Here is a 22,402-nt window from a genome sequence, read left to right on the forward strand (position 1 = left end):
CACGGTCGTTCAGTGATTTAATTAGATAGAAACAAATTAGAATATACATCACTAAACAACTTTAGAAAATCAAAAATCCGTCATCTTCATCAGATTCTGAGACAGCCTTCGTAACATACATTATCTGAGTATCACTAACATAGCGTGACAGCCAAACATATCTGACTTCGCCTACTTTAGTAACCCCATGAACGTCTTCATCAAGAAGTGCATCCCAATCTATCTTTAAAAAAGCTTCTTTGTCTAAATTCTCATCTCCAGTCCATATACCGCCGCCATCAGGCTGCATAATTATCAATTTCTGAGGAGCAGGACAAAAGTTAAGCAAAATTCTTGGATCAAAGTGAACGACTACCAATCCTTTAAAATCAGCATCTTTAAAAAAAGGTATACAAAGATACATCTCAGGACCGAATTCTGAATAACTAATGAAAGACTTCATTTTTATCTCAGACCAGTCCCCCTCATATTCAACCAGCGGTCCGGGCTTAAACGGCTTAATGCTTTCTTCCGGCAATTTAACCAGCATATTTGCTTCTTCATCAACAGTGAAGACACCGGTGATCCAAGGAAAACGCATAAATAAGAGTTTAAACCAATCTTCGTCAGGATGGGAATCTATATTGGAAAGAAAAGAAGTCAACGAAAGAATTTTTTCATCCACTGGAGTAAACAAAAGAGCCAGCTTATTATCATCAGGATTTTCGATACCTGCGGATTGTAGATCGATTGTAGGATTAGGATTAACGGTGTCCTGTGCATCATGCCAGACTTTACTTCCGTAATCACAGCCTCCGGCAAATATCATCAAAATGGAAAAAGCAAAAAGTGCGACAAATCGCACTGAATTTTTAAATCTCATATTTAACCCGAATACCGAATAATTAAATCAAACGGCATTTTTATATAAAATTGATTTTTAAATAATTTAAAAATAAAAAGAAAGGAAATTAACGGGTTGCTCTGGCTTCAAGTCGTTCGGCAAGAAGCTCAAGAGTACTCATCAATTTACTTTTAGCGTGTTTAACATATGGATCATCACAATCATCACCACTACAATGATTTTGTTCAGTACTGATTCGAGAAGAGATATCAGCCATAATCATAAGCAGTTCATCTTTATGAGAAACATCGGCGCTAGCAAGAAGATCGCGGTAGATATCCAAAGCTCCCACCAGTTCACCTTGAGAAGCTAATACATCAGCCATAGTCCTAGTCCTCAGACTATCCATAACAACATGGCTGGTCAGTGAATCGTCATCAATTTCACCATCAACTTCAACATCGGCAGAAGCCTGCTCTATTTCACGCGACAGAATTTCACTATCAGCAAGAACATCAGTTTCTTTAGAATCTGAACAAACGCCTTTAGCAGTATCAGACGGCCCGCTATCTGTAGAAGCCCCCCCGATACCTGTCAATTTCCTGATCCCTTCAGACATAACGTCAGCCCAGGACAAAGGAGTGCCGTGAAGCGCTGAAAAAAGAAATGCCATCGCTCCAGCGACATCAGTATTTCCTTCAGCAACAGAATCTCCCCACATTTTCCAAAATGAGGGGTATGAAGAAAAAAGTCTGGTAAGCGGTGCAACTGCAGCTTTTGCTTCTGAATCTCTACCGAGTTTGGTAAGAGTTTCAACAAGTAACAAACGAGCTTCGAGATAATCAGGATGCCTATCAAGGCCCATTCTAAGTGAGGTTACAGCTTTCTCAAGATTACCGATTTCAACATAGAGGCGAGCTAAAGGGAAAAAAACTTTAGAGCTGGGTTCAAGTGCCAAAACTTCCTGATACCACTCAATTTTGCTTTGCATCTGAGGTTTCTCCCTGTGGCTTTAGCTTCCCGGAATCGGGGAAAATATATAACAATTCATTCTCTTTAACATAATTCATCCGGCTGCGGATAATCTTTTCCTGATAAGCTCTATCAGATTTCAACCGTCGAATTTCTCTGCTTAACTCAAGAGTGCGACTGTCTGCATCTTCAATTTTAAGTTCAAGTTCCTGCACCTTTCTATCTAACTCTAGGTACCCGAAAACCCCTTGCTCGCTAAGACCCAGCCGTAAGAGTAACACAACATTTATTAAGACCAGAAGGCCCAGCAAAAGTCTACGCCTCAGCACTATAAGCTCCTACTGTAGACGCATAAAAAGTTTATTAGATGAATCAAGTTGACTAAGAGGTTCTTTAAGTTCTTTCAAAAAACTGCCTGTAGCTGTTTCAATTCTCTGAACATCGTCCTCACTAACTTGAACCTTCTCCACCTTTTGCATAAAATCCTTAAGAAGCTCAAGTTCCTCAAGAAAATTACGGTTCAAATCAAGCTTTTCCAACTCCTGCTCAAGTTCAAGAATAGTCTCAAGACAATTATTGAGCCTGAGCACAAGATTATGTCGTTCAGTACGGTTCATGATGCACCTAGCTGAGTATTATTTATTTGCTTTTAAAAAATTATTCGTTAGTTAACCAAATTTTATGCAAATTGTACATATAATTACCAGCAGAAAACACAGTCAATCCTAATGCTACGTAAAGAATCTGAGTTCCCAGGGCATGCATATCTATTCCGAAATAAGGATAATGTAACAATAGCGGTCCTAAAGCCAGACTTTGAGCAATTGTTTTCATCTTACCGAAATTATCCGCGGCAAGAACCAACCCCATATCCATAGCAATAGCACGTAATCCTGTAATAATCAGTTCGCGGCAAATAATAACAACAGTTATCCACGCATCTACATAACCAAGCTGAGTTAGCATAATTAAAATAGAACTGATCAAAAGCTTATCAGCCAATGGATCAAGAAATTTGCCCAGAGTCGTAACCTGATTTTGCCGACGTGCGATCATTCCGTCAAAAATATCAGTTAACGATGCCAAAAAAAACAGCAACGCAGCTAAAAACATCGTGATCTTACTAGGAAAATAAAGAAGAGCCACGAGAACTGGCACCGTAAGAATACGTCCAAGAGTAAGGGAATTAGCGAGATTGATCATAGCGTGTCCCGATTCGGTAAATACATTTAATCAGAGCTCATTAGCTTTATAAACTATACCCTGAAGGATGGCCTGATTTTAAATTGCAGGGAGATTGTCATTTAAACTCCCTGCAACTAAAATCGTCTATAAAAACCTAAGAGTGAGTGCTGGAAGCAATTTCCAAACTACTTTCAGCAGCCTCTGCTATTTTATCAGCAACATCTCTGAATGCTGTTTTAGCGGGAGAGCTCTCTTCAAGAAGAACAACAGGTTTACCGAGATCCGCTGCAACAACAGCTGTAGGATCTAGAGGAATTGCACCAAGGAAAGGCAATCCGTATTTTTCAGCCAACTGCTCACCGCCGCCTCTTTTAAACAGATCTATCTGCTCATGACAATGAGGACAAATAAGGCCGCTCATATTTTCTACAACGCCCATGATATTAGCCTTGGCATACTGAAGAAAATTAATAGCTTTCCTTACATCCGCAAGAGAAATCTCCTGTGGAGTAGTTACAACAACAGCTAAAGACTCCGGAATAGTCTTGAGCACAGTCATTGGCTCATCACCGGTTCCTGGAGGGGAATCAATAACCAGAAAGTCCAAATCTCCCCACTGAACGTCCGAAATAAATTGTCTGATAGCGGAAGTTTTCATAGGACCACGCCAAAGAACAGCCTGATCAGGGTCTTTAAGCAAAGATTCCATTGAAACAACATGGAGGTTATCATTCACTTTCTTGGGAACAACGAGGTTTCCACGTTCAACTTCAAGCTGCCCGGTGATTCCAAGCAAATGCGGTACACTTGGACCATGAATATCAACGTCCAGAATACCGACTTTAAATCCCTTATCCGCAAGGGCTGCAGCAATATTAACTGCCACAGAACTTTTACCAACTCCGCCCTTTCCGCTCATAACAAAAATTTTGTATTTAATTCTCTTCAAGGTAGAAGAAATTAACTCATTCTGAAGAGCATGAGCAGCGTTTGGTTTATCGCCCTCTTTCTTTTCTGTTGAGCAGGATCCACATGATGAACTCATTTTTATACCTTTGTTGTGTATTTAACTTAAGGGAGAATTACTCCCGACCCAAATCAGCTCCTTTGAGCTGAAGATATCCATTCCAAAATTATTACAAATGCAAAGCCGACAACCATTAATCCAACAGCCGTCGCAAACTCCTCATTATAAGCGGGAGGCAAAATATTTGCTTCACTCAAGACATAAGTCTTACCGCGAATGACAACTGAATCAAGAACTTCTTTCCACGGCCATATTTTACGCATGGCACCAGCCATAAATCCTGTAAGGATGCTGATCGTAATACCATGGTGCTTTTCAAGAAAATAATGAAGAACGCGAGAAAATAGAGAAATTCCACAAGCGCACCCGCATACAAATGCTATCAGGATAGCTGTATTTTCTGGACTTGCCGGATTTCGAAGTGCTCCTGTGATGTACTCATATTTACCGAGCAGCAACAGAATAAAGGCCCCGCTTATTCCCGGCAAAATCATGGCACAAATAGATATTGAAGCGCATATAAAAACAAACCACAAAGTATCAGGAGTCGTAACAGGAATCAATCCGACCAGAACGAAACTGAAAATAGCCCCGAGTGCACCGGATAAAATATTTTTAAAGGAAAACTTACCGACTCTCCGGCCTACCACCAAAATAGAAGAAGCAATAAGCCCGAAAAAGAGAGACCAAACTTGAACCGGGTGACTGCCAAGAAGAGAATGAATTATGCGGGCCATTGAAACCATGGCCAGAACAATGCCGAAAAGGAGTGGAATTATAAATTTCAAATGAGGCACAGCCACAGCGCCTATCAAATCAAATGTAACTAATTTCTTAATGAAGGTTCCATTAAATGAACGGATGGAATCTATCAATTGATCATAGATACCTGTGATGAAGGCCATTGTTCCGCCGGATACTCCCGGAATAATGTCGGCAACTCCCATACACAATCCCTTGAGCATCAAAATCAGATACTCACGAATAGAGTTTGGCCCGGGACCGTTGTTCCATGCTTGAATTAAATTCATTTATTCTCCAACAAAATACCCGATTACCAGCCCTGTTTCCCCACAAGATCAACAAATGCACATCCGCCCATATCTGTCTCTGTGACTTTACCGTCTTCCTTTGTAACCAGAATAAGTTGCTGTCTTCTCTTTTCGTTCCCAACAGGTATAACCATTCTGCCATGATCGGCAAGCTGATCTATCAAATACTGAGGTATTTCCGGCCCACCGGCTGTAACTATAATCCGATCAAAAGGAGCTTCATCAGGCCATCCCATTGTACCATCATCAAGTTTTAGACGAATATTAAAAAATCTCAAATCAAAAAGAAGAGTTCGCGCGGCAATAAAAAGCTTACGTATTCTTTCAACGGAATAAACTTCAGCACCCATTTCACCCAGAACTGCTGCCTGATATCCAGAACCGGTTCCAATTTCCAGAACTTTATGTCCGGACTGAATCTGTAAAAGTTCCGACATGTAAGCAACAATAAACGGCTGAGAAATAGTCTGCCCTTCCCCGATAGGAAGAGCACTGTCTGCATATGCCCTGTCAGCAAGAGCTCCCTGCACAAAAAGATGCCTTTGAACTTTACGCATAGCTGATAAAACATTTTGATCAACCACACCACGGGCTACAATCTGCTCTTCAACCATTTTAGTTCTGCTGAACTTTGGATCAATCCGCACACTCTCCCCCGATGAGGTTTTGCCTCAAAACAAACATTATCAATAAAACAAAAACAGAGTTAGCTTATAATATTATTAACTAAAACTCTATTTCTCCCTAAATCGACCGTCTGCAAAAATTTTTATGTTAGCCCTCAGTTTTGAGGTATTATCAAAATACTATATAATAAACGTCAGAAACTTAAAGACATCAAGCTTCTAACCTGTGCCAACTTAAATTTTATCGTTCGCAGTTGCAAATCAGATTTTACCGGGCAAGTCAACCAGAATACAGCATCCAACCATTTAAACTTCAATTTTATGCATACGCCTCTTGACACAAAAGGTTCATAAAGAGAGATTATAGGTAAGGAAAAGGAGGATCACATGCTGAAAGTTACTGATCTGATGACAAACAAACTGTTCACTCTCAATGAAAATGACACCTTGAGAATGGCCCGCTCCTTGATGGATCTACAAAGAATCAGACATATCCCGATCGTAAACGAAAAGAGTGTTTTTATCGGCCTGATTACCCACAGAGACATACTTGGAGCAACTATTTCACATTTAGCAGGAATTGATCCCACAACTCAGGGTGAAATTGACTCAGGTATTCCCGTAGGGGAAATAATGAGAACCGGTATTAAGACCGTTACCTCAGAAACACTGCTGAAAGAGGCTGCGTACTTGCTGCTTAACCACAAATACGGATGTTTACCCGTGGTAAATGAAGTAGGTGAACTGACAGGTATTCTGACTGAAGCAGACTTCTTGAAGCTGACTATAAGCCTTATGGAAGCTTTAGAACAAACCGAAGAGTAAAATACTAATATTAAAGGCGGTCCCGGCTGTTATCTTCCGGGACCGCCTATAATTCAATCAACTATTGAATTCTTCAATAAATCTATTCACTTCTTTTCTTGAAACTTCCAAAAAATGCGGGAATGTTTTTTGAACTTCAGGAGTCATTTCCAGACCCCAATCGGTGTAACTTTTAGGTTCCATACCGATAACGCGCATTCTTGGCCTTTTCCCTACCATCTCTGCCATGTGCAAAGAATCAATCAAATCAATATCGTGTAAAGATAAACGTTGATCATCATTTTGAATGAGATCATCTTCTTCAAACATATAGACTGTTCCGGGAGCCTCTCCTGCGTGAACAATATCAAGCACCAGAAGGCCATCATACCCTTCCAGTACATGAAAAAGATCCTGTGTGAATGTTCCGCCATCGACCATGTGAACATTTTCAGGCCATTCTTCTTTGCGCAAAGCCTCAATGGCATGAACGCCAACGCCTTCATCCATGAGTAGAATATTTCCCACCCCCAAAACAAGTAGCTTCTTCATTTTTTAATCCTTTGAAACGATTCAATAAAACTTTTCTCAGTTATATCAACAACTCAGGACAAATAATGTAAAAGAAAACTCCCGGACACGGGATAATTCCTGCGCCCGGGAGCTATTATGATCCTGAAATAGTTCTCACTATAGAAAATACGGGACTACGTCCCCGCTATGGTTATACCAGCTAACCTAGCATCCTTCCTGAATGTGATGAACAGTTTTCTTACCAGTGTCTGCGTGCAACACGTGCACGGCACAGCCTAGTCATGGATCAAAGGATCTAATGATCCTTGATATGTCTACAGGACTTCCAGTGTCTGGAACTGGACAACCGATGAGAGCTTCCTCAACAGGTCCACGCTGCCCCATGTCATCACGAGGGTTTGTGTTCCAGAGAGTAGCAGGCATAAGCTGGTAGTTAGCTACTTTAGAATCCTGAATATTTATGTAATGCAGCAAAGATCCGCGAGGAGCTTCAGTGAATCCGATACCTTCACCAGTTACAGGAACTTTAGACTCGACGTATGTATCTTCGCCGGCTTTAATTTCCTTGAGCCAAGTATCATTGATTGCATCAGCAACAATGAGAGCTTCCTCAGCACGTGCAACGTGACGACCCATGAGAGAGAATGCAAGATCTTCTCCGAGATCGCGGAATTTGACAGCTTTGATACCGTAAAGGTCTTTAAGCTGTTTTTTACCGATATCACTGAGTTCTGGATTGTGTATCCACATACGAGCAAGAGGACCAACTTCAACAGGCTTCTTGTTGTAACGAGAAGCTTTGATGAAGCTGTAAGCTCCTTCTTTGTGAACATCCGGAATGGTCTTACCTTTGCTCGGATGGAGATCTGAACAAGAGTCTTCGAACCATGAGTATTTAACAAACTCTTTAATAAGAGCAGGGTTAAATTTCTCATCTTTACCATCAATGTATACACCGGAATCGATGAGAGTCTTAGAACCCTCTTCGTCCATTGGGAATACACCGTATGACATACAGTTCTTGTAACCACCACCGATCTTAAAGAGATCTTTATAAACAGATCCGATAAGATAAACGGTAGGTAGATAGGTTTCAGCTACAAATTTCCTAACTTCTTTGAAGCGGCTGGCATATTCTGCAAGCTTTTCCTTAGTAGGAATTTCAGTAGTTCCACCAACAACCTGACCAGAAACATGAGGCATTTTTCCACCGAAGAGAGCTACCATTTCATGGCAGATACGACGAATTTCAAGAGCCTTAATATACTGATCAACTGCTACTGCATTGGTTTTTTCATCCAAACGAAGATCTGGCTGATCGAAACGAGGAACGAAAGGCGCTTTGCCTGGTCCTCTAACGAAATCCAAAGCTGCAAGATGATAAAAATGCAGAAGATGAGACTGCAGATAGTTAGCACCAAAGATGAGGTTTCTTGTGACTCTACCATTTTTGGTGAGTTTGACGCCACAAGCATCATCAAGAGCTAAACAAGCTGCGGTTGAATGAGCTGTAGGACATACACCGCAAAGTCTCTGAGTCAACTGAGCTGCATCGCGAGGATCGCGACCAACTAGAATATTCTCAAAACCGCGATACATACCACCTGAAAGCCAGGCATCTACAACTTTCCCGTCTTTAACAACAACCTCAGCTTTGAGGTGACCTTCAATCCGGCTAACCGGGTCAATGGCAATCTTTATTTTCCCGTCTTTAGCGGGTGTACTTGATTTTGACATTAGGAAAAATACTCCTATTAGCTATTAACCGGCTTCGTAGAATGGGGACATCTCATCCGGAAAACCCGGTTCCACGCAACCAATACATACTGCGTTCTCTACACACCAGTTAACACCGCCATTCCATTTGCGTTTAAAGCAATCGGCATTAGCGCTCGGGCCTTTACAGCCGAGTTCGTAACGACAGTTTTCTTTATCAGTGAAAACTTTAGAAAATTCATCCTCATCAAATTTAGAAAGATAAGGACAATTGTCATGAATGTTTTCGCCAAAGAAAGGTGTAGGACGCCCTTCGGAGTCAAGAATTTTGACAACTTCACCAAGTCCGCCTTCAAGTCCTTTCTCTTCAATCGCATTAATAGCGTAAACAAGAGTTCCAATCATCCAATCAGGATGTGGAGGACAACCGGGAACATTGACTACTGGAGTCTTAATACCGTTATCAGCAAGTACTTTTGTTACGGAAGTAGATCCAGTAACGTTACCTTCAGCAGCAGGAATACCACCATAAGCAGCACAAGTACCGACGTTAACAACAACGGCAGCGTTCTTGGCCATTTCAAGAGTAGTCTCAAGCATGGTATACTCTTTGCCGTCTTTTTCACCGAGGATACAATAGTGGCCATTTTCTGCCACTGGTACTGATCCTTCAAAAATAACAATGTATTTACCCTTCTGCTCTTTAGCCACATCTGTCATGTGTCCCCAAGCAACTTCACCTTCAGACCCCATAATGGTCGGATGAAAATCGAGTGTAATTACATCTAGCAAAACCTTCGCAATGGAAGGATGCACTGAATTTAGAAGTGAAACCGAACATCCGGTACAGCCCTGTCCCTGTATCCAGAATACATGTGGTACAAACTTCTCAAGTGCTTGCACAACGCTCGGGTTGAACATCTGGGAAATCCCAAAGCCAGCCACTGTTCCTGTGCACAATTTCACGAAATCTCGCCTGGTCAAACTCATCCCTACCTCCTTGGTAGTTGCCGGCGCTAGTAAGGCGCTGTCCTTACTTACTAAAAAATAGCGTCACATTGACTTTATTTTTTAATATCACATACACACTCCAGAGTTTTACGTCAACAATATACCAATACAAATTTAACAAAGCCATCAGATAAATCTATAGCACTAATAGGCGTGCTGAAACTTGCCAATGTTGTACATTGAACAAACCACCTGTTTGCTGTTAGAGTAACACTGTTAAACAGATTCTCATTTTTTTCAGACTTAATTAACGAACTAAAGGATACGTAATGGCAAGAAACAAGAGTCGAGTGGTTCCGTTCATAATATTGATTATAACTTTAGGGCTTCTCAGTGGAGGAGCATATCTATTATATAAAGATACAGACGCGCCACAAATTACAATAACCCCGGACAATGGCTTTATAACTTTTACAACGCCGATCACAGTTAACATAGATGATGTAAAGTCAGGTCTTAAAGCTGTAAAAATTGTTTTAACCCAAGGCAAAAAGAAAACCACTCTTAAGGAACAAACTCTGCCGAAAGGAACTTTTGATTATAATCAAGAAATCATAATCAAGAAAAAACAAATTAAACAAGGTGATTTTGAGATTGCTGTATGGGCTGTAGACAGCTCGCTTGCCGGATTCGGCAGCGGAAATGCAATTATTGCCAGAGGCAACTACACGCTTGATACCATTGCCCCCAAAATAACAGTACAGACAAGCACTCATAACCTGACTCAAGGCGGCTGCGCTTTGATTCTTTATACACTTGATGAAACTCCAATGAAAACAGGCGTGAAGTCGGGAGATGATTTTTTCCCGGGGTATAAACAGCCTAACGGCGAATATGCGTGCCTTTTTGCCATGCCGTTTTACTCTGATGTGAAAACCTTCAATCCAGTTTTAATAGCTGAAGATGCAGCCAAAAACAAAAGAACCAGCACCTTTTGGTATCATACGAACGCAAAAAAATATAAACACGACAACATTAATATTTCAGACCGCTTTTTGAGCACAAAAATGCCTCAATTTGAAAGCAGTTTCCCGGGAGTTACAAATCCGGTAGATCTCTTTCTGAAAGTTAATCGCGAATTACGTGTAACCAACAGAGCTGAACTACGAAAACTCGGGCTCGATACCTCTCCGACCTTTCTCTTTGAAAATAGATTCTTAAGATTGCCGAATTCCGCATCACGTGCCAGCTTTGGAGATCGTAGAACCTACCTGCACAATGGCAAAAAAATAGATAACCAGACTCATTTGGGAATAGACCTCGCAAGCACAAGGCATGCTCCTATTCCAGCGGCTAACAAAGGACGCATTATTCTGGCCGCTCAGGACTTCGGGATATATGGAAATGCAGTAATTATTGATCACGGCTTAGGACTGCAAACTCTGTACTCACACCTCAGCCAGATCGACGTTGCTGTAGGAGATGTCGTAGACTCCGGACAGATAATAGGAAAAACAGGAGCAACCGGTATGGCCGGTGGGGATCATCTCCACTATGGAGTTATTTGTTCCGGAATTCCCGTCAATCCATATGAATGGTGGGACGCAACATGGATAAAAAACAATATCACCAGTAAAATGGACCAGCCATCAAACTAAATAGTTAATTATTAAAACATAATGCTACAAAAAAAGAGCTTGAAGACCTTAGTCTTCAGGCTCTTTTTTTACATTACAATCCAGATCCGTTTTCCTGAATTTAGAATTATCAGTGCACTTTTTTCCCTTAAAAAAAATCCCCATTTCGCACTCCCTAAATTTATTAGTTTTATACCAAAACGGTCTGTTTCTTGTATCAATCATATACAGAAAGGAGGTCTCAGAACATTTTTCCGCGCCCCATAAAAGGAAGGTGATTTTATGTGGAAAACGATCATCATAATCATAACAGCTATTATACTTGTAGGACTGACTACAGCCTCAATTCAGGCTGCAGAACGTTATGCGGGGAAAGAGCTTACTATCAAGCTTGATACTGAAAAAAACAATTCCCGCAATACAAGTCGTTTAACTAATAACTCTAAAGTTACTAATAGTTTTAACATATCTGAGGGAGTAAGCGCCGGGTTCATCTTCGGACTTGATTCGAATATTCCTGAAAACAGTCAGAGCTATACCCCAGAGAAACAGGGATTCGGCCTTGGACTTGGATTCAGTTTCAGCTTTTAAACAAATTCGAATTGGTTACGTGCTCCCCGCCGTGTTAATGAGCACCCATTTACAACGAAAACATTATAGAATATTATAATTCTCATTATTCATACTTTAAATTTATTGATTTTGTACTAATGCCTCATATTTCTTAAATTAATAATGAAACAAAAAATTATATCAATTTTATACCAACTCAAGAAAAATATCATATGTCTAAATTCACCATTACTTTAATAATATCCATAATTCTATCCATAGCAGCAATTCAAGTTCAGGCCGCTGAAATTAATCTGGGAAATGATTTAACCGTTAAACAAGATTCAAATAATAAAAAATCTCTAATGAAAAATAATATTGAAAAACAATTTAAACCGCACGATGATGTTAAAATATCAGAAGGTGTTAGCGCAGGACTCCTTTTTGAACATAACGAAAACACACCGAAAAACAATCAGAGGATTTCCCCTGAAAAAAAAGGACGTGACGTTGGGGTGGGACTAAGTTTTAGTTTTTGAAAAAACCCGAATTATTAACAACCTGCCAAAAAACGGACTCGGCTGTGGCATTACTCCCTCCTCCGGTTGATTGGCCATTTGTTAAAATAACAAAATCATAATCTCTGAATCTACATGCAATTGAAGTGTATATTCCTGCATAATTACCATTATGACCAATGGCTCCATGCTTACTCATTACTCCAAGACCATACGAAACGCCCGAAAACCCTGTCGGAATCAGTTTCATCTGCTCACTCAATAAACTATCATCAATTTTGAAACCGCTTAAATAAGCCACAAGCCATTTCATTATATCTTGTGCCGTTGAAACACCGTTTCCAGAACACCATGCCCACGAAGGATTAATTCTCTGACTCAAGTTAGTAACTTCGCCAGTTACCGGATTGAAATCATACCCTTTTGCGTAAGGCTCGGACAAACTGGAACTGCGGGTTGGAAAGGACGTATTTTTCAGCTTCAATGGTTTCAAAATTCTGCGGTATATCTGATTTTCAATTTTGTCTTTGGTGAGTTTTTCAATAATTAAGCCAAGCACAACGTAATTTGAATTACTGTACTCAAAAGAATAACTTGAATCGAAGGAAACATTAGAAACTAATCTAGATTTTTTCTCAGGACTAAAAGACAGTAGTTCGGCAGGAGACCATGATTTCCAAGGCTGTTTTCTAAATTTTTTTAAAAATAATTTATTGGTTGAAAAATTTCCGAGTCCGCTTCTCATTTGTAAAAGCTGACGAATTGTAATTTTATCATCCCCTTCGATAACTCCGGGCAAAACATCACGCACAATCGTATCAAGACTTACAATTCCTTCCTGCACAAGCATGAGCATTACTGACGCAACAAATGTTTTAGTTATGCTTCCTATTCTGAATTTCAACTTAGAAGTCATGGGAACCAATGGCCCACCACGGCTGATAGTCCTTACGCCAGCAGAAAAAGTCCATCGCTCTCCGGTAGGACTACGAATAAACATAACCCCTCCCGGAATATGAAGCTCCTGTACAGCACCCTTAAAAACTGTTTCAAGTTCATTACGATCAGTCGCACTTGTAGAAGCTAAAACAGCAGTCCGCACAGCTATCCCAAGTGCTATGATAAAAATGAATGTTACAATTATCTTTTTTAATTTTATGTGATTCATAATTTATCTTTTTTATATCAATTCACCTTTCTTCTCACACTAACACAAACTAAGATTAATAATAAACCTGTTAAAAAATGCTTATAAAAAAAGGGTGCTCCCTTTAAGAGAACACCCTTCACACAAACAATTTAAGTGATATAAATTAATGAGTAGGAGGCTGATACTCCTCCTTTATAAGAGTCAAGGCGATAGGAGTAATGTTATTCTTTCCTCTGAATAATTCTTCCGCCGTCAGACTTTCAAGAGCATGACTTAAAACCTGATCCATATTTTCAACCGGGATAATTTCCAGATCTTTCAAAATTGTATCTGGAACTTCCTTAAGATCTTTTTCATTCTCAGCAGGAATAAGAACTACCTTTGAAAGTCCTCTATGAGCGGCAAGCAGCTTTTCTCTAAGCCCCCCGATGGGAAGGACTCGTCCACGCAACGTAATCTCACCTGTCATGGCTAGATCGTGGCGCACCGGCACGTTCAAAAACGCTGACGCCATCGCTGTACAAAGAGTAATCCCCGCAGAAGGACCGTCTTTAGGGGTTGCCCCTTCGGGAACATGAACATGAATGTCTATCTTCTCATGGAAGTTAGGCTTCAAACCGAACAGGTCCGAGCGTGAGCGGATATATGAAAGAGCTGCCTGTGCAGACTCCTGCATAACTTCGCCAAGCTTCCCGGTGATAACAACTTTCCCTTTACCCGGCATAAGAACGACTTCAACCATAAGCATTTCGCCACCGACCTGAGTATAAGCCAGTCCAGTTGCAACACCTATAAGAGACTTTTCTTCACTGAAGCCATGACTGAATTTATGAACACCCAGTATCTTTGCAAGATTATTTTTTGTGACATGAATATTCTGAGCTTTATCGTCAGCCTCAACAATCTTCATTGCAGTCTTACGACATATTTTAGCAATCTCGCGTTCAAGACTTCGAACACCGGCTTCTCTTGTATATGTACGGACAATCTCAAGCATAGCACTATCAGAAACAGCAATATTATCAGTTTTTAAACCGTGCTCAGAGATCTGTTTAGGCATAAGAAACTTCTTGGCTATTTGAGCTTTTTCAGTTTCAAGATACCCCGGAAGACGTATAATTTCCATTCTGTCCTGCAACGGACCCGGAATAGAATTCAGATCATTAGCAGTAGTTATGAAAAAGATCTTTGAAAGGTCATAGTCCAAATCAAGGTAATGATCACTAAAGGTTCCGTTCTGCTCAGGATCAAGAACTTCAAGCAATGCAGAAGAAGGATCGCCTCTGAAATCAGTGCTCATTTTATCAACTTCATCAAGACAGATAACGGGGTTGCTGTATTCACAACGTCTGAGTGAATGAATGATCTTACCGGGAAGCGCTCCGACATATGTACGGCGATGACCTCTGATCTCGGCCTCATCACGCACTCCACCGAGAGACAGACGAACAAACTCACGATCCATAGCTCTTGCAATGGAACGGGCGATAGAAGTCTTACCAACTCCGGGAGGACCTACAAAACAGAGAATCGGTCCCTTTATTGTTTCAACAAGAGACTGAACAGCCATATATTCAAGGATGCGCTCTTTCGGCTTCTCAAGACCATAATGATCTTCATCCAGAATCTTGCGGGCTTCTGCAATATTAAGTTCAACTTTTTTATAATCGTTCCAAGGCAGCTCCATAATCCAGTCAACATAGTTACGGACAACTGTGTATTCTGCGGAAGAAGGAGCCATCTGGCGAAGTTTTTTAATTTCTTTACGAACGCGCTCGCGGGATTCATCGTCCATCTTTTTAGCGTCAAGTTGTTCTTCAAGAGCTTGAGCTTCCGACTGCGGATCATCCTCGCGTCCCATCTCTTTGTTGATGGCCTTGAGTTGTTCGTTAAGATAATATTCACGCTGGTTCTTTTCCATCTGCCCTTTCACGCGATTTTTCACACGCTTTTCGATGGAAACGATTTCAATTTCGCCCAGCAAAAGTTCATAAACAGCCTCAAGCCTCTTAAGCGGATCTGTCATTTCAAGAATAACCTGCTTCTTGGCAAACTCGACTTTAAGATGAGGCATGATTGAATCAGCTAACTTTCCAGCTGTTCGAATGGTCGAAATAGCAAGAACAGTTTCAGGAGCCAACTTTTTATTAACTTTTCCAAAGCTCTCAAGAGCGCTGTGAACAGAACGGACAAGCGCCTCTGTAACATTTACATCAGCCGGAAGATCTTCAATCGTTTCCAGACTGACCAGAGGAAAAACATCATCAAAAGTTTTCCCGTCAGCCTGAGGATCCCACTGTGCACGATAAAGACCTTCAAAAAGGACTTTAATTGTGCCGTCAGGAAGTCTGAGCATCTGGAGAATTTTACTTACAGTACCGACCCTGAAAAGGTCTTCAGGCTCAGGTTTTTCCTTCTCTGGAAATTCCTGGGTGACAAGAAAAATCTTTTTGTCATGTTCCGAAATAGCTTCTTCAATGGCTTTTATAGATGCTTCGCGCCCTACAAAAAGAGGTACTATAGAACGCGGGAACATTACTACTTCCCGTAGTGACATCATTGGAAGAATATTTTTTTCGGCGGATTCGTTGCCACCTTCGAATATTGTGGACGACATTTATCCTCCTGCTTTTAATCTGGAAAAGTTTTCAAAATTAACTATAAACCTTTAAGAACTTGAAATAATACCCACAACAGTTTTGTCAAACCGAAAAACGAATATTTATTGCAATATCAATAAATAACAAAAATTGAAAAAATTATATAGAAAATTGATCAAGGCGGGCGAACTAAAAAAAAGCGCCCCCAGTTTTATCGACTGGAGGCGCTGAGAAGTTTATGCACTTTTTACTTCATTTTGAAAGAACAGCAAGGGTTCCATTCCCGTTTCAACCACACTTTTGTTGATAACACACTCTTTCACTCCAGTGAGGGAAGGAAGTGTATACATTATATCAAGCATGATTGATTCAAGAACATTTCTAAGACCACGGGCACCTGTTTTTCTTTTAACAGCCAGACTGGCAATGCTGACAAGAGCATTCGCTGTAAAAGTCAAACGGACGCCATCCAGATCAAACATTTTTTTGTATTGTTTAATCAATGCGTTCTTAGGTTCCTGAAGAATGCGTACAAGGTCTTCTTCAGTCAACTCTGACAGAGCTGTCTGAACAGGAATACGACCAACAAATTCAGGAATTAAACCAAATTTAACGAGATCAGCGGGTTCTGATTTACGGAACATTTCGCTGATACCCACTTCTTTTTTGGATTCAACATTTGCTCCGAAACCGATTCCGGATCCCTGCAATCTCTGCTGTACAATCGAGTCAAGCCCGATAAAAGCACCGCCGAGAATAAATAGGATATTCGAAGTATCAAGTCTGATAAATTCCTGCTGAGGATGCTTACGCCCGCCCTTGGGAGGAATATTAGCTTCGGTTCCTTCAATTATTTTCAACAATGCCTGCTGAACGCCTTCACCGGAAACATCACGAGTGATAGACGGGCCGTCACCCTTACGGGATATTTTGTCTATTTCATCGATATAGATAATTCCGCGGGAAGCTGATTCAATATCATAATCAGCATTCTGCAAAAGCTGAACAAGAATATTTTCAACATCTTCACCAACATAACCTGCTTCGGTGAGAGTTGTAGCATCAGCAATTGCAAAAGGTACTTTTAAAACTCTTGCGAGAGTCTGAGCTAACAGAGTCTTACCAGATCCGGTAGGGCCGATTAAAAGGATGTTGCTTTTATCAATTTCAACATCGTCAGTACCTGATTTAGTATAAAATACACGCTTGTAATGATTATGAACTGCAACCGCCAAAATCTTTTTAGCATGGTCCTGTCCGATAACATATTCATCAAGCAATTCTTTAATTTCTTGAGGAGACAACAGATTTCCTGCATCAAACTCCTCGCTAACCGCTTCCTGTGCCATGATGTCATTACAAAGTTGAACACATTCATCACAGATATAAACATCAGGTCCGGCAATCAGTCTCTGAACCTCATCCTGAGATTTAGAACAAAAGGAGCAATGAAGGTCCTGTCCTGAACCTTTTTTATCTTTACTCATCAGGAATTAACCTTCCTTGGCTTCAAGTTTGCCACGCGAAGTTAGAACTTTATCAATAAGACCATACTCAATGGCCTCTTCGGCTGACATGAAAAAGTCGCGATCCGTATCTTTCTGAATTTCATCAAGGCTCTTTCCTGTGTTCTCAGCCATGATGGCATTCAGGTTCGCCTTTAGTCTAAGAATCTCTTTCGCCTGAATTTCAATATCAGTAGCCTGTCCCTGTGCACCGCCCAAAGGCTGATGAATAAGGATACGACTGTTCGGCAGAGAATAGCGACTTCCTTTCTCTCCGGCACATAAAAGAAATGCGCCCATGCTTGCAGCCTGCCCCATACAAAGGGTTGCTACAGGTGCTGAAATGTATTGCATGGTATCATAAATTGCCAAGCCGGCAGTTACGGACCCGCCGGGGGAATTGATGTACATATAAATTTCTTTTTCAGGATCTTCCGATTCCAGAAAAAGTAACTGTGCGCAAATAACACTTGCAACATGATCATCAATCGCGCTTCCAAGTACTATAATTCTGTCTTTTAGAAGGCGTGAGTAAATATCGTAAGCGCGTTCAGAGCGTCCGGTAGTTTCAATAACAATAGGTATAGTTCCAGACATCAATATCTCCCGGGAGAAGAAATGTAATATAATTAAGAAGGGTAAAATTCTCACAATTATGAATTCAACCACCCTCCATAAGGGCCATTTTACCAAAAAAATATTCTAATCATTTGAAAGCCCAAGTACAAGTATAAATCGGAACAAAACCGATTTCAGCCCTTTCTAATTTCAGTAGTTAACGAGATATACGATCATAGACAACCTTTTTCCCGGATAAAGAAAAAAGGCGGCACGTTTTTGTAAACCGTGCCGCCATTTTTTGTCTATAGCAAAACGTAAGTATTACTTATCACCCTTTGTTTCAGGTTCTACTTCAGTAACACTTGCATTTTCGTAGATGAACTCAGCAGCTTTATCAGCAAGAAGTCTATCTTTCAGAGGCATAAGAAGATTATTTTCTTCATAATAAGACTTAACAGTATTTAAGTCCTGACGTGTCTGCTGAGCAATCTGCTGAAGAGCTCCCTCAACTTCCTGAGGCTCAACGGTGAGTTCTTCACGGTTGGAAACAGTAAGAAGGAAGATTTCAGTGCGGACACTTTCTTCAGCAAGAGGGGCCTGTTCTGCGTGAAGTTCTTCCATGCTCTTACCAATAGATTCAAAGCTGCGTCCTGCACGTTCAGCGCGGGTAATAACGTCAGCAACCATACGGTCTGTGCGGTCGGCAAGAAGAGAAGGAGGAAGCTGGAAGTCAAGATCCTTAACAATGCTGCTGATCAGTTTGGTCAGAGCGGCGCTCTTACAAAGCTGTTTACGATTAGCGGTGTAAGACTGTTTAATGATTTCGCGCATTTTATCAACGGATTCAAAACCACCGATCTGCTTAACGATCTCATCAGTCAATTCAGGCATTTTACGCTCTTTAATTGCATGAACAGTAACTTTCATAGTTGCTGTCTTACCTGCTAATTCAGCGTTGATGAAATCATCAGGGAAAGTAATATCAGTCTGTCCGGATTCGCCGGACTTAAGAGTCTTTACGTACTCTTCAAATTCTATCAAAGAATGTCCTTCACCGATGGGAAGGTCGAAGTTGTCAGCCTGAACACCGGGAATAGGCTGTCCGTCCATTTCAGCAGAGAAAGTGACAGAAGCAAGTTCGCCGTCTTTTGCAGGACGATCATCGTCGATAGGTGCAATTGTAGCCATATTCTGAAGAAGTCTTGTTTCAACGTCTTTCAGTTCACTTTCAGCAACTTCCGCACGTTCTTCATCAACAGCAAGGCCGAGGTATACAGGGGTATCAAATTCAGGAACAATTTCAAATGAAATAGTGTAATTGAAGTCTTCGCCTCTAACGAGTTCAGCTGCATCAACATCAATTTTGGAAACAGGCACGATGGACTGACCATTAAGAATTTCATTGATCTGGTAGTTAATCAGGTCAGTTGTTGCTTCGGTTACAATCTGTTTTTTGTACTTAGACTGAACAACAGTAGCAGGAACTTTGCCCTTTCTGAATCCTTTGATAGGTGTCTGAACTTTATACAAAGCGATAGTCGCATCAAGAGCTGCGCCAACTTCTTCTACTGGAACGACAACTTTAACGGCTCTTTCTACCTGAGAAATTTCTTCAATATTAAATTCCATTTTAAGTACTCCTTCTAAAATATATTCGCCGTGCTCGAAAATACGACGGTTGTGTACGTAAGCAATGCTATAAAAAAGGCTAGTGAACCCTTTCACAATATATAGCAAAAGAACTGGGATTATTTAGGCAGTTTCCACACAAAGTCAAGCCCTGTGAAGGATTCCTTTATAAATTAGACTAAAATATATGGAGAATTTATTTTGTAAAAAAAAATAAACCGGAAAACCTTCTCAGATTTTCCGGTTTATTAAAAATAGAATAAGCTATTGTTACGCTGCAATATCTTTCAGAGATTCAAGCTTACCTTTCATTCTGGCAATCAGTGCGGCTTGACCTTTATGCTCTGGATTTAAGTAACTGATCGCAGAACTATAAGCCTGTACGGCATCATTTATTCTACCACTCATCTGATATATTACTGATAAATTATTAAACATTGTTGCCCGATGAATTTTACGTGATTTACAAGAAGCCAACCTGATAGCCTCTAGAAGACTATCCTCAGCTTTATCAAAATCACCTTCATTGCAAGCGGCCATTCCTTCCCTGTTTAACTTCCAAGCATTGCTGAAACTACACATAACTGACTCCTTTAAAAGCTGAAATATTATTTCAATCTAAAAATTTGGTTTTATCTACACACTCAAGGAGTACAATGTATTGATATTGATTTTCATTGTCAACCACTTTTGTGGTTAATTTTTAAAAGCTTCTAAACACAGTTGGAATTCGCAACGTAAACCCTACTTCAACATAACTTTCCGGGACAAGACCATTTTTACAACAATCTCAATTAACACAATACAAAGCGGGACAACCACGCCGCCAATAATAAAGCCTTGCCAAAAGACCGGAAGTGTTCCCCACCAATCCATCATATGCCCTCCTGCTGAAAAGAATCTTTTACTTAGTTAACCGTTAATATATTCCGTGATAAATTAAACATAAATCTTATCTATATATAAATATGTCCTGAGTTAAGAGACTATTTTTAACAGACAAACAAACTGATTAAAAGAATATTCCCTCAATTTTTTATTATTGATATTTTTCTTAGACTTCGACTCAAAACCATTTCCAATCTGCTCCAACTTACACATTTTTTCATTTAGATTTTGCTGAATCTTAAAAGCTTCACCCTATCGTGAATATCCATAATTATTTCTACATTTTTTAAGTTTTACACAATTTTTACCAATAAATTGATCTCAACACACCATTCAGTTATTTATTATAGCGTTTTATTGACAATAGATTTGAACATGATAAGGAGTCGTGTTATCAAGCGAATAAAGCTGTTAAGCTTTACATTGCTGCGTTATAAGGCCTATATATACGAGGCGAGGGGTTGGGGCTCTTCTAATACATTTGATTTTTTTATAAAGTCACAATAATTTACTACAAATCTTAGAATGTTTGCAATGCAACCATTCTATATTATTAGGATTTATATAATGGTTAAAGAATCTAACAAATATAAACTTTATTTATATTTTTCTATTGCATTTTTAACAGCGCTTGTGCTCGGAGTAGTGCTGAGTTTCGATTTCATAACGTCACTATTCAAGACGTCAATTCCCATTAATTCAATCATTACATCTGTTATCGTGGGCAGTATTTATTTAGTCTTTCATTACATTGTCTCTGTCTGTTATGAAATATCTATATTTGAAAAATTTACCAAGTGGTGTGAAAACCCCTCAGAATCATCTTTCGACGCAGAAGATTATAAAAGCGGCCTCCTTACTACCGTACTAAAACCTATGATCTCATCCGTTCAAAAGAATGGATATATTCTTGTAAACTCTTCAAGTGACACCAGATCTATTGTTGAAGGATTAGAACAAAGCATATCGTCCAGAACCTCTCTAGTCTCTTTTTTAGGTGGATTCCTCGTTTTGCTGGGGCTTATGGGTACCTTCTTAGGGTTGACAATCACCTTACAATCTATGGGTGAAATATTAAGCGCGCTTGCCGGAGGACTCAGCGATACAGGGGACAGCTCCATTTTAACTGTTATGGTTCAACTTATCATACAGTTAAAAGAACCCATGGCGGGCATGGGAACAGCCTTCTCAACATCGCTCTTCGGGCTTGCAGGTAGCGGAGTTGTAGGCATTCTCTCCATTTTTTTAAGCCGGATACATGATCAGCTCAAAAGTAAACTGGAAAATTGGCTAAACCAAAAAACTAACTTTGCCTGTAAAACTGACTCTGAGGACTCTCTAGACTTTCCCTCAGATGAAGGACTATCAAGCCAGCTTAAAGCTATTTCAAAACAACTTGTCCAACATAACAAAGCTCTTATTGATACGTTAACTAATACAAATAGATTTTTACTTGAAATGACTATTTTGCAGCAAAGTTCAGCAGAAGTAATGAAAACTGTCCAAGACCAGTCCATCGAAACAACAAAAGAAGTCAAACTTGGAAATGAACTTTCCGGACGGCTTATAAAAGAATCCCGACAGATGGTCATCGCTCTTGAACAAGCCCTTGAAACAAAAAAAACGGATAGTTAAAAATTTTTCTATTTAATAATTCATTCTTCAGCTTTTA

23 protein-coding genes are annotated in these 22,402 nt (G+C 40.1%); 5 read left to right on the forward strand and 18 right to left on the reverse strand.

The genetic code is table 11. The features are described 5' to 3' along the window. Nucleotides 1-61 precede the first annotated feature (61 nt). The 8 genes from BLT41_RS16975 to BLT41_RS17010 all read right to left on the reverse strand — a co-directional run bounded on the left by BLT41_RS16975 (nucleotide 62) and on the right by BLT41_RS17010 (nucleotide 5,706). Complete coding sequence (locus BLT41_RS16975) at nucleotides 62-862, reverse strand: hypothetical protein (protein ID WP_092163369.1); 801 nt, start codon at nucleotides 860-862, stop codon at nucleotides 62-64. Between the two features lie 88 nt (nucleotides 863-950). Next, nucleotides 951-1,814 (reverse strand): tetratricopeptide repeat protein, encoded by an 864-nt coding sequence (locus tag BLT41_RS16980; protein ID WP_092163371.1) that lies wholly within the window; start codon nucleotides 1,812-1,814, stop codon nucleotides 951-953. Beyond that, the gene (locus BLT41_RS16985; RefSeq protein ID WP_092163381.1) at nucleotides 1,798-2,124 is read right to left on the reverse strand and encodes an FtsB family cell division protein; all 327 of its coding nucleotides are present in this window, start codon (nucleotides 2,122-2,124) and stop codon (nucleotides 1,798-1,800) included. Before BLT41_RS16985 ends, BLT41_RS16980 begins: the two co-directional genes overlap by 17 nt. Nucleotides 2,125-2,133: 9 nt before the next feature. After that, nucleotides 2,134-2,412: a hypothetical protein gene (locus BLT41_RS16990; protein ID WP_092163382.1), complete on the reverse strand. Its 279-nt coding sequence runs from the start codon at nucleotides 2,410-2,412 to the stop codon at nucleotides 2,134-2,136. A gap of 40 nt (nucleotides 2,413-2,452) precedes the next feature. Beyond that, nucleotides 2,453-2,998: a CDP-diacylglycerol--glycerol-3-phosphate 3-phosphatidyltransferase gene (gene pgsA / locus BLT41_RS16995; protein WP_092163383.1), complete on the reverse strand. Its 546-nt coding sequence runs from the start codon at nucleotides 2,996-2,998 to the stop codon at nucleotides 2,453-2,455. Nucleotides 2,999-3,134: 136 nt separating this feature from the next. Further along, complete coding sequence (locus tag BLT41_RS17000) at nucleotides 3,135-4,025, reverse strand: Mrp/NBP35 family ATP-binding protein (protein WP_092163398.1); 891 nt, start codon at nucleotides 4,023-4,025, stop codon at nucleotides 3,135-3,137. A 53-nt stretch (nucleotides 4,026-4,078) separates the two neighbouring features. Next, nucleotides 4,079-5,038 (reverse strand): DUF368 domain-containing protein, encoded by a 960-nt coding sequence (locus BLT41_RS17005; protein ID WP_092163401.1) that lies wholly within the window; start codon nucleotides 5,036-5,038, stop codon nucleotides 4,079-4,081. Between the two features lie 23 nt (nucleotides 5,039-5,061). Then, nucleotides 5,062-5,706 (reverse strand): protein-L-isoaspartate(D-aspartate) O-methyltransferase, encoded by a 645-nt coding sequence (locus BLT41_RS17010; RefSeq protein ID WP_092163403.1) that lies wholly within the window; start codon nucleotides 5,704-5,706, stop codon nucleotides 5,062-5,064. Nucleotides 5,707-6,072: 366 nt separating this feature from the next. Between BLT41_RS17010 and BLT41_RS17015 the strand changes: the two genes are divergently transcribed. Beyond that, nucleotides 6,073-6,510, forward strand: coding sequence for a CBS domain-containing protein (locus tag BLT41_RS17015; RefSeq protein WP_092163406.1), 438 nt, complete (start codon nucleotides 6,073-6,075; stop codon nucleotides 6,508-6,510). Between the two features lie 57 nt (nucleotides 6,511-6,567). On the opposite strand, the gene hysD is transcribed toward BLT41_RS17015, so the two are convergent. The 3 genes from hysD to hysB all read right to left on the reverse strand — a co-directional run bounded on the left by hysD (nucleotide 6,568) and on the right by hysB (nucleotide 9,729). Beyond that, nucleotides 6,568-7,041 (reverse strand): NiFeSe hydrogenase maturation protease, encoded by a 474-nt coding sequence (gene hysD / locus BLT41_RS17020; RefSeq protein WP_092163409.1) that lies wholly within the window; start codon nucleotides 7,039-7,041, stop codon nucleotides 6,568-6,570. A 261-nt stretch (nucleotides 7,042-7,302) separates the two neighbouring features. Further along, the gene (gene hysA, locus BLT41_RS17025) at nucleotides 7,303-8,760 is read right to left on the reverse strand and encodes a NiFeSe hydrogenase large subunit HysA (protein ID WP_092163412.1); all 1,458 of its coding nucleotides are present in this window, start codon (nucleotides 8,758-8,760) and stop codon (nucleotides 7,303-7,305) included. Between the two features lie 24 nt (nucleotides 8,761-8,784). After that, complete coding sequence (gene hysB, locus BLT41_RS17030; RefSeq protein WP_092163416.1) at nucleotides 8,785-9,729, reverse strand: NiFeSe hydrogenase small subunit; 945 nt, start codon at nucleotides 9,727-9,729, stop codon at nucleotides 8,785-8,787. A gap of 290 nt (nucleotides 9,730-10,019) precedes the next feature. Here hysB and BLT41_RS17035 point away from each other — a divergent pair, with 290 nt between their 5' ends. From BLT41_RS17035 to BLT41_RS17045, 3 genes are all read left to right on the forward strand, one after another. Next, nucleotides 10,020-11,348 carry a M23 family metallopeptidase gene (locus BLT41_RS17035; protein WP_092163419.1) on the forward strand — a complete coding sequence of 443 codons (1,329 nt, stop codon included), beginning with the start codon at nucleotides 10,020-10,022 and terminating at the stop codon, nucleotides 11,346-11,348. Nucleotides 11,349-11,609: 261 nt separating this feature from the next. Beyond that, nucleotides 11,610-11,918: a hypothetical protein gene (locus tag BLT41_RS17040; protein WP_092163421.1), complete on the forward strand. Its 309-nt coding sequence runs from the start codon at nucleotides 11,610-11,612 to the stop codon at nucleotides 11,916-11,918. A gap of 194 nt (nucleotides 11,919-12,112) precedes the next feature. After that, on the forward strand, nucleotides 12,113-12,418 hold the full coding sequence (locus tag BLT41_RS17045) for a hypothetical protein (protein ID WP_092163424.1): 306 nt from the start codon (nucleotides 12,113-12,115) through the stop codon (nucleotides 12,416-12,418). On the opposite strand, the gene BLT41_RS17050 is transcribed toward BLT41_RS17045, so the two are convergent. The 7 genes from BLT41_RS17050 to BLT41_RS17765 all read right to left on the reverse strand — a co-directional run bounded on the left by BLT41_RS17050 (nucleotide 12,408) and on the right by BLT41_RS17765 (nucleotide 20,721). After that, complete coding sequence (locus BLT41_RS17050; protein WP_092163425.1) at nucleotides 12,408-13,565, reverse strand: serine hydrolase domain-containing protein; 1,158 nt, start codon at nucleotides 13,563-13,565, stop codon at nucleotides 12,408-12,410. The genes BLT41_RS17045 and BLT41_RS17050 overlap by 11 nt on opposite strands. Nucleotides 13,566-13,710: 145 nt before the next feature. Further along, the gene (gene lon, locus BLT41_RS17055) at nucleotides 13,711-16,164 is read right to left on the reverse strand and encodes an endopeptidase La (RefSeq protein WP_092163427.1); all 2,454 of its coding nucleotides are present in this window, start codon (nucleotides 16,162-16,164) and stop codon (nucleotides 13,711-13,713) included. 219 nt (nucleotides 16,165-16,383) lie between these two features. Continuing rightward, nucleotides 16,384-17,634: an ATP-dependent Clp protease ATP-binding subunit ClpX gene (gene clpX, locus BLT41_RS17060; protein ID WP_092163428.1), complete on the reverse strand. Its 1,251-nt coding sequence runs from the start codon at nucleotides 17,632-17,634 to the stop codon at nucleotides 16,384-16,386. A gap of 6 nt (nucleotides 17,635-17,640) precedes the next feature. Then, entirely contained in the window at nucleotides 17,641-18,249 is a 609-nt protein-coding gene (gene clpP, locus BLT41_RS17065) for an ATP-dependent Clp endopeptidase proteolytic subunit ClpP (RefSeq protein WP_092163430.1), read from the reverse strand. A gap of 285 nt (nucleotides 18,250-18,534) precedes the next feature. Continuing rightward, the gene (gene tig, locus BLT41_RS17070; protein ID WP_092163433.1) at nucleotides 18,535-19,842 is read right to left on the reverse strand and encodes a trigger factor; all 1,308 of its coding nucleotides are present in this window, start codon (nucleotides 19,840-19,842) and stop codon (nucleotides 18,535-18,537) included. 270 nt (nucleotides 19,843-20,112) lie between these two features. Continuing rightward, complete coding sequence (locus BLT41_RS17075) at nucleotides 20,113-20,424, reverse strand: tetratricopeptide repeat protein (RefSeq protein WP_092163434.1); 312 nt, start codon at nucleotides 20,422-20,424, stop codon at nucleotides 20,113-20,115. 162 nt (nucleotides 20,425-20,586) lie between these two features. Beyond that, nucleotides 20,587-20,721: a hypothetical protein gene (locus BLT41_RS17765; protein ID WP_280141315.1), complete on the reverse strand. Its 135-nt coding sequence runs from the start codon at nucleotides 20,719-20,721 to the stop codon at nucleotides 20,587-20,589. A 576-nt stretch (nucleotides 20,722-21,297) separates the two neighbouring features. On the opposite strand from BLT41_RS17765, the gene BLT41_RS17080 reads away from it, so the two are divergent. Next, entirely contained in the window at nucleotides 21,298-22,365 is a 1,068-nt protein-coding gene (locus BLT41_RS17080) for a hypothetical protein (RefSeq protein WP_092163435.1), read from the forward strand. Nucleotides 22,366-22,402 lie beyond the last annotated feature (37 nt).

Origin of the sequence: Maridesulfovibrio ferrireducens, from assembly GCF_900101105.1 — a bacterium.
GTDB classification, from domain to species: Bacteria; Desulfobacterota; Desulfovibrionia; order Desulfovibrionales; family Desulfovibrionaceae; genus Maridesulfovibrio; species Maridesulfovibrio ferrireducens.

What these genes read in the sequence shown, in the direction of transcription:
- BLT41_RS16975 (WP_092163369.1), bottom strand. Translation starts at nt 862, where the DNA reads ATGAGATTTAAAAATTCAGTGCGATTTGTCGCACTTTTTGCTTTTTCC.
- BLT41_RS16980 (WP_092163371.1), bottom strand. Translation starts at nt 1,814, where the DNA reads ATGCAAAGCAAAATTGAGTGGTATCAGGAAGTTTTGGCACTTGAACCC.
- BLT41_RS16990 (WP_092163382.1), bottom strand. Translation starts at nt 2,412, where the DNA reads ATGAACCGTACTGAACGACATAATCTTGTGCTCAGGCTCAATAATTGT.
- pgsA (WP_092163383.1), bottom strand. Translation starts at nt 2,998, where the DNA reads ATGATCAATCTCGCTAATTCCCTTACTCTTGGACGTATTCTTACGGTG.
- BLT41_RS17000 (WP_092163398.1), bottom strand. Translation starts at nt 4,025, where the DNA reads ATGAGTTCATCATGTGGATCCTGCTCAACAGAAAAGAAAGAGGGCGAT.
- BLT41_RS17005 (WP_092163401.1), bottom strand. Translation starts at nt 5,038, where the DNA reads ATGAATTTAATTCAAGCATGGAACAACGGTCCCGGGCCAAACTCTATT.
- BLT41_RS17015 (WP_092163406.1), top strand. Translation starts at nt 6,073, where the DNA reads ATGCTGAAAGTTACTGATCTGATGACAAACAAACTGTTCACTCTCAAT.
- hysD (WP_092163409.1), bottom strand. Translation starts at nt 7,041, where the DNA reads ATGAAGAAGCTACTTGTTTTGGGGGTGGGAAATATTCTACTCATGGAT.
- hysA (WP_092163412.1), bottom strand. Translation starts at nt 8,760, where the DNA reads ATGTCAAAATCAAGTACACCCGCTAAAGACGGGAAAATAAAGATTGCC.
- hysB (WP_092163416.1), bottom strand. Translation starts at nt 9,729, where the DNA reads ATGAGTTTGACCAGGCGAGATTTCGTGAAATTGTGCACAGGAACAGTG.
- BLT41_RS17035 (WP_092163419.1), top strand. Translation starts at nt 10,020, where the DNA reads ATGGCAAGAAACAAGAGTCGAGTGGTTCCGTTCATAATATTGATTATA.
- BLT41_RS17040 (WP_092163421.1), top strand. Translation starts at nt 11,610, where the DNA reads ATGTGGAAAACGATCATCATAATCATAACAGCTATTATACTTGTAGGA.
- BLT41_RS17045 (WP_092163424.1), top strand. Translation starts at nt 12,113, where the DNA reads ATGTCTAAATTCACCATTACTTTAATAATATCCATAATTCTATCCATA.
- BLT41_RS17050 (WP_092163425.1), bottom strand. Translation starts at nt 13,565, where the DNA reads ATGAATCACATAAAATTAAAAAAGATAATTGTAACATTCATTTTTATC.
- lon (WP_092163427.1), bottom strand. Translation starts at nt 16,164, where the DNA reads ATGTCGTCCACAATATTCGAAGGTGGCAACGAATCCGCCGAAAAAAAT.
- clpX (WP_092163428.1), bottom strand. Translation starts at nt 17,634, where the DNA reads ATGAGTAAAGATAAAAAAGGTTCAGGACAGGACCTTCATTGCTCCTTT.
- clpP (WP_092163430.1), bottom strand. Translation starts at nt 18,249, where the DNA reads ATGTCTGGAACTATACCTATTGTTATTGAAACTACCGGACGCTCTGAA.
- tig (WP_092163433.1), bottom strand. Translation starts at nt 19,842, where the DNA reads ATGGAATTTAATATTGAAGAAATTTCTCAGGTAGAAAGAGCCGTTAAA.
- BLT41_RS17075 (WP_092163434.1), bottom strand. Translation starts at nt 20,424, where the DNA reads ATGTGTAGTTTCAGCAATGCTTGGAAGTTAAACAGGGAAGGAATGGCC.
- BLT41_RS17765 (WP_280141315.1), bottom strand. Translation starts at nt 20,721, where the DNA reads ATGATGGATTGGTGGGGAACACTTCCGGTCTTTTGGCAAGGCTTTATT.
- BLT41_RS17080 (WP_092163435.1), top strand. Translation starts at nt 21,298, where the DNA reads ATGGTTAAAGAATCTAACAAATATAAACTTTATTTATATTTTTCTATT.